Here is a 6,000-nt window from a genome sequence, read left to right on the forward strand (position 1 = left end):
TGCCTGTTCGGCAGCGAGGTGGCGGCGCGTAGCATCGATCAGATGGCCAGCACGTCGCCCCGGGGCACGGCGGAGGCCGACGTCGCGGACGGCGCCGGCACCACGGACGCGCCCCGTACCTTCACCGAGGCGATCCGCGCACGCGACGACGCCGAGCTGCTCGCGCTGCTGCGCGCGCGGCCGGACCTGGCCACCCCGTCGCCGTCCACGCTGCGCTCCCTGGCGGCCCGCGCGTCCAGCCGCACGGCCCTCGAGCGGGCGCTGGCGCACGCGGACGCGCGCACCCTGCAGGCGCTGGAGGCGGTGGTCGCGCTCGCCGGGAACGGCCCGGTGTCCCCCGACGACGTGCGGCGCGCGGTCGGCGCGGACGACGCCGCGACCGCCCGGAACGGTCACCGAGGACCCGACGACGGATCCGCCGTCGAGCGTTCGCTCGCCGACGCGCTGGCCGCGGCGCTCCTCTGGGACGCGGGCGAGCCCGGGCGCCCGGACCTGCGCCCTGCACCCGGGCTGGACGACGTCCTCGGCCCGCACCCCGCCGGCCTCGGCCCGGCCCGCCCCGACGAGCGCCGACGCCCGGCGGTCGGGGGACCCGGGGCCCCGGCGGACGGGGACGCGCGCGACGTCACCCTCCCCGACCTGCCCCGCGGCGGGCGCGAGGTGCTGGACGCGCTGACCTGGGGCCCGCCGATCGGCCTCGTCCCGGCGCCGGGCACGCCGGCGCGGGCCGCGGTGGACGCCCTGGTCGACGCGCGGCTGCTGCTGCGCACGGACGCCCGGCACGTGACGCTGCCGCGCGACGTCGGGCTGGCGCTGCGCGGCGGGCGCACGCACCGTTCCCCCGAGCTCGCGCCGCCCCGGCCGGACGGGCGCACCGTGCCGGAGCCCGCCGTCGACGCCGAGGCCGCGAGCGCCGCGCTGGAGCTGGTGCGCCGGGTGGACCTCCTGGTCGCCGCGTGGGACGACACGGCCCCGGCGGTGCTGCGCAGCGGCGGCCTCGGCGTGCGCGACCTGCGCCGCACGGCCCAGGCCCTCGGCGCGGACGAGGCGGACACGGCGTTCGTCGTCGAGGTGGCCGCCGCCGCGGGCGTGGTGGCCGACGACGGCGAGGCGCCGCCGTCGTACCGGCCCACGACCGTCGCCGACCGCTGGGAGGTGATGGACGACGCCGAGCGCTGGGCGCTGCTCGCCGCGGCGTGGGCGGGCTCGCGGCGCACGCCGTGGCTGGTGGGCTCGCGCGACGAGAAGGGCAGCCTGCGGGCGCCGCTGTCCCCCGACCTGCACCGCGGCTGGGTCCCGCGGCTGCGCCGTCAGGTGCTCCAGGTCCTGGCCGCGCGGCCCGGCACGGCGCTCGACGTCGACGCCGTCATGACGGTGCTGCGCTGGCACGCGCCGCGCACCGTGCCGCCGGAGCAGGCGGTCGCCGGCCTGCTGACGGAGGCCGCGCTGCTCGGCGCGACCGGCGCGGGGGCGCTGTCCGGCCCGGGCTCCGCCCTCCTCGCCCACCTGTCGGACGCACGGCCCGCCGGGGCGGACCGCGCGTCTGACGACGGCCTCGAGGGGGCGCTGCGCGCGGCGCTGCCTCCGGAGGTGGACGAGGTGCTGCTGCAGGGCGACCTCACCGGCATCGTGCCGGGCCGGCCGTCGCAGACCCTGGCCCTCCTGCTGGAGCGGTCGGCCGACGTCGAGTCGCGCGGGGCGGCGACGACGGTGCGCTTCTCGCCGTCGTCGGTGACGCGCGCGCTGGACCACGGCACGACGGCGGACGAGCTGCTCGACGCGCTGGCGCACCGCTCGCGGGTGCCGGTGCCGCAGCCGCTGGAGTACCTGGTGCGGGACACGGCGCGGCGGCACGAGTCGCTGCGGGTGGGGGCGGCCGGGTCGTACGTGCGCGCAGCCGACCCGACGGTCCTCGCCGGGCTCGCGGCGGACCCTCGGCTCGCGCACCTGGGCCTGGTGCGCCTCGCCCCGACGGTCCTGGCCGCGGCCGTCCCCGCCGCCGAGCTGCACGACGCGCTGCGCGCCCGCGGCCTGCTGTCCGCCGTCGAGGGCCCCGACGGCCACGTGCTCAGCGCGCGCCTGCGCCGCCCGCCGCGCCCGGACCGCACCCCGCGCGACCCGCGCCGCGGCCCCGCCGCCGAGCCGGAGGCGACGTCGGACGACGCCCGCGCTCACCTCGTCGCCCGCCTGCGTGCCGCCGACGCCGGCGACGAGACGGCGGTGGACCGGCTGGCCGCCACGCACCGCGCGGCGGGGACGCCGTCGGGAGGCGGCGCCGCGACCCCGCGGGAGCCCGCGAACGGCGGCCGGGGCGCCGCGACGAGCGGCCGACCCCGCACCACCGAGCCCGGCGACGCGCTCGCCACCCTGCACGACGCGCTGCGCGACGGACGCGTCGTGTGGATCGAGATGGTGGGCGCGTCGGGCACGATGGAGCGGCGCGCGCTCAAGCCGCTGCGGCTCGACGGCGGCCGGCTGCGCGCGCTGGACCCGGCGCGCGAGGCGGAGCTCACCGTCGCCGTGCACCGCATCGCCGGCGTGGAGCCGGTGGACGGCTGACCTCGCCCGACGGCCGCACGGAACAAGCGCGCCCGCCCACGGCGTTGAGACCCTGGATCCCCCCGATCCCCCCGGAAGGAGCCGCATGACCGACGGCCCGCTCATCGTGCAGAGCGACAAGTCCATCCTGCTGGAGGTGGACCACCCGCGCGCCGACGACGCGCGCCGCGCCATCGCGCCGTTCGCGGAGCTGGAGCGCGCGCCGGAGCACGTGCACACGTACCGGCTCACCAGTCTGGGGCTGTGGAACGCGCGCGCCGCGGGGCACGACGCGGAGCAGGTCGTGAACACCCTCATCGAGTACTCGCGCTACCCGGTGCCGCACGCGCTGCTCATCGACGTCGCGGAGACGATGGGGAGGTACGGGCGGCTGACGCTCGCCACCCACCCCACGCACGGGCTGGTCCTCGAGGCCAGCGACCGCGCGGTGCTCGCCGAGGTGCTCAAGTCCAGGCGTACCGCCGGCCTGGTGGGCGACCGCATCGACGACGAGACCGTCGTCGTGCACCCCTCCGAGCGCGGCCACCTCAAGCAGGTCCTGGTGAAGCTGGGCTGGCCCGCGGAGGACCTGGCCGGGTACGTCGACGGCGAGAAGCACGAGATCGCGCTCGCCTCCCCCACCCACCCGCGCACCCCGCACGAGGAGCCGAAGGCCTGGGAGATGCGCCCCTACCAGGCGCAGGCGGTGGACGGCTTCTGGCACGGCGGCTCCGGCGTCGTCGTGCTGCCCTGCGGCGCCGGCAAGACGATCGTCGGCGCGGGCGCGATGGCGAAGTCCGGCACCACGACGCTCATCCTCGTGACCAACACCGTCAGCGCCCGGCAGTGGCGCGACGAGCTGGTGCGCCGCACCACCCTCACCGAGGACGAGATCGGCGAGTACTCGGGCTCCCGCAAGGAGATCAAGCCCGTCACGATCGCGACCTACCAGGTGCTCACGACCAAGCGGAAGGGCGTGTACAGCCATCTCGAGCTGCTCGACGCCCGCGACTGGGGCCTCATCCTCTACGACGAGGTGCACCTGCTGCCCGCGCCGATCTTCCGCATGACGGCGGACCTGCAGGCGCGCCGCCGCCTCGGCCTCACCGCCACGCTGGTGCGCGAGGACGGCCGCGAGGACGAGGTGTTCAGCCTCATCGGGCCCAAGCGCTACGACGCCCCGTGGAAGGACATCGAGGCGCAGGGGTACATCGCGCCCGCCGACTGCGTCGAGGTGCGTCTCACGCTGCCCGAGCACGAGCGGATGGTGTACGCGACGGCCGAGCCGGAGGACAAGTACCGCCTCGCCGCGTGCGCGCCGGGCAAGAACCGCGTCGTGGAGCGGATCGTGGCGCAGCACCCGGACGACCAGGTGCTCGTCATCGGCCAGTACCTGGACCAGCTCGAGGAGCTCAGCGCGCACCTCGACGCGCCGCTCATCACCGGCGCGACGACGGTCCGCGAGCGGCAGAAGCTGTTCGCCGCCTTCCGGGAGGGCGAGATCAGCCGGCTCGTGGTGTCGAAGGTCGCGAACTTCTCCATCGACCTGCCGGAGGCGTCGGTCGCGATCCAGGTGTCCGGGTCGTTCGGGTCGCGGCAGGAGGAGGCGCAGCGGCTGGGGCGTGTCATGCGGCCCAAGGCCGACGGCCGGACGGCGCACTTCTACGCCGTCGTCGCCCGCGACACCGTGGACCAGGACTTCGCCGCCCACCGGCAGCGGTTCCTCGCCGAGCAGGGGTACGCGTACCGCATCGTCGACGCGGAGGACCTCGAGGCTCCCGACGCCGCGAGGTAGCCAGGGACGACTCGGCGTGCGGGCGTCCGCCCGCCGTCGGTGCCGCAATTGCGTCGGATGCCCGCGCGCGACACGATCGGGTCGTGAATCCCCGTGTCGTCCCCGCTGCGCCGCGCCGCGCCGCAGCGGCCGCCGGTGCGTGCGTGCTGGCCCTGCTGCTGGCCCTCGCCGGCGTCGCCGTCCTCGCGCCCAGCGCCTCCGCCGTCCCTCCCCTGACCCAGCTCGACAGCGAGATCACCGACCAGTCGGGGGTGCTCGACGACGGCGACGAGGCGCGGGTGCAGACCTCGCTCGACCAGCTCGCGGACGAGACGCCGTACCAGCTGTTCGTCGTCTACGTGGAGTCGTTCGACGGCACGGACGGCCGCGACTGGGCGAACCGCACCGCGACGGACGCGGGCCTCGGGGTGAACGACCTGCTGCTCGCCGTCGCCACCGAGGGCCGCGCGTACGGGCTGTCGGTGGACACCAACAACGGTCTCTCGGACGCGCAGCTCGACCAGGTGGAGCAGGTCGCCGAGGACCACCTGCGCGACGACGACTGGGCTGGCGCCGCGATCGCCGCCGCGGACACGATCCGCACCGGCGGCACGACGTCGTCCGGCGGCGGCTGGGGCGTGGCGGCCGCGGTGGGCGGCCTCGTCGTGGCCGGCGGGGTCGGAGGCTGGCTCTGGGTCCGGTCGCGCCGCAAGAACCAGGTCGCCGCCGCCCCGGCGGGGCCGGGCGACGTGTCGGCCGTGCCGACGGAGGAGCTCGAGCGTCGGGTGGGCGCCGCTCTCGTCGAGATCGACGACGCGGTCCGCACGTCCGAGCAGGAGCTCGGCTTCGCGCAGGCCGAGTTCGGGCTCGAGGCCACGCAGGACTTCTCCGCGGCTCTGGAGGCCGCGAAGGCCGACGTCGCGCAGGCCTTCCATCTGCGCCAGGAGCTCGACGACGACGCGCCGGACAGCGAGCCGCGCCGCCGCCAGCTGCTCGCCGGCATCCTCGAGCTGACCGAGCACGCGGGCACGTCGCTGGACGCGCAGACGGACGCCTTCGACGAGCTGCGCTCCCTCCAGCAGCGCGCCCCGGAGCTGCTGGACGAGACCGAGCAGCGCGCCGGCGAGATCGAGGCGCGCGTGCCCGTGGCGCGCGAGACGCTCGACGGGCTCGCGGCGTCGTACCCGACGTCGGCGCTGGCGTCGGTCCGCGGCAACCCGGACCAGGCGACCGCCCTCGTGGCGCACGCCCGCGACGCCGTCGCGGCGGGCCGCGCCGCGCTCACCGGCCGCACCCGCTCCGCCGCCGTCGCGCACCTGCGGGCGGCGCAGAACGCGCTCGGCCAGGCCGCGACGCTGCTCGACGCCGTCGACCAGGCGGGTGCGCAGCTCGCCACCGCCGGCGCCGACCTGGACAAGGGCCTCGCGTCGATCGGCCAGGACGTGACCGACGCCGCCCGCCTCGCGCCCGCCGGCGGCGCGGCCGACGGCCAGACGGACCGGGCGGCCGTGGCCGCGGCGCTCGCCGAGGCCGAGGCCGCGATGACCCAGGCGCGCGGCGCGCGCTCGGGCGGCGACCCCACCCCCGCCCTGCCCCGGCTTCCCACGGACAAGGCCGAGCTTGACACCACCCCCCCCCCAACCCCCCAGAAAGAAGAGGAAGAAAGCCGACGCCCCGCCCCCCCCCGC

3 protein-coding genes are annotated in these 6,000 nt (G+C 77.3%); all 3 read left to right on the forward strand.

All coding sequences use genetic code 11. From position 1 onward, the window contains the following. The first annotated feature begins 42 nt into the window (after window positions 1-42). Window positions 43-2,559 carry a helicase-associated domain-containing protein gene (locus ACFCZN_RS09530; RefSeq protein WP_430556614.1) on the forward strand — a complete coding sequence of 839 codons (2,517 nt, stop codon included), beginning with the start codon at window positions 43-45 and terminating at the stop codon, window positions 2,557-2,559. A gap of 85 nt (window positions 2,560-2,644) precedes the next feature. Continuing rightward, on the forward strand, window positions 2,645-4,333 hold the full coding sequence (locus tag ACFCZN_RS09535; RefSeq protein WP_429764322.1) for a DNA repair helicase XPB: 1,689 nt from the start codon (window positions 2,645-2,647) through the stop codon (window positions 4,331-4,333). Between the two features lie 83 nt (window positions 4,334-4,416). Further along, window positions 4,417-6,000, forward strand: a 1,584-nt coding sequence (locus tag ACFCZN_RS09540) for a TPM domain-containing protein (RefSeq protein ID WP_430556615.1), incomplete at its 3' end; no start/stop codon positions are given.

Origin of the sequence: Isoptericola sp. NPDC056134 (genome assembly GCF_042264825.1) — a bacterium.
In the GTDB taxonomy this organism is placed as follows: Bacteria; Actinomycetota; Actinomycetes; order Actinomycetales; family Cellulomonadaceae; genus Isoptericola; species Isoptericola nanjingensis.

What these genes read in the sequence shown, in the direction of transcription:
- ACFCZN_RS09530 (WP_430556614.1), top strand. Translation starts at nt 43, where the DNA reads ATGGCCAGCACGTCGCCCCGGGGCACGGCGGAGGCCGACGTCGCGGAC.
- ACFCZN_RS09535 (WP_429764322.1), top strand. Translation starts at nt 2,645, where the DNA reads ATGACCGACGGCCCGCTCATCGTGCAGAGCGACAAGTCCATCCTGCTG.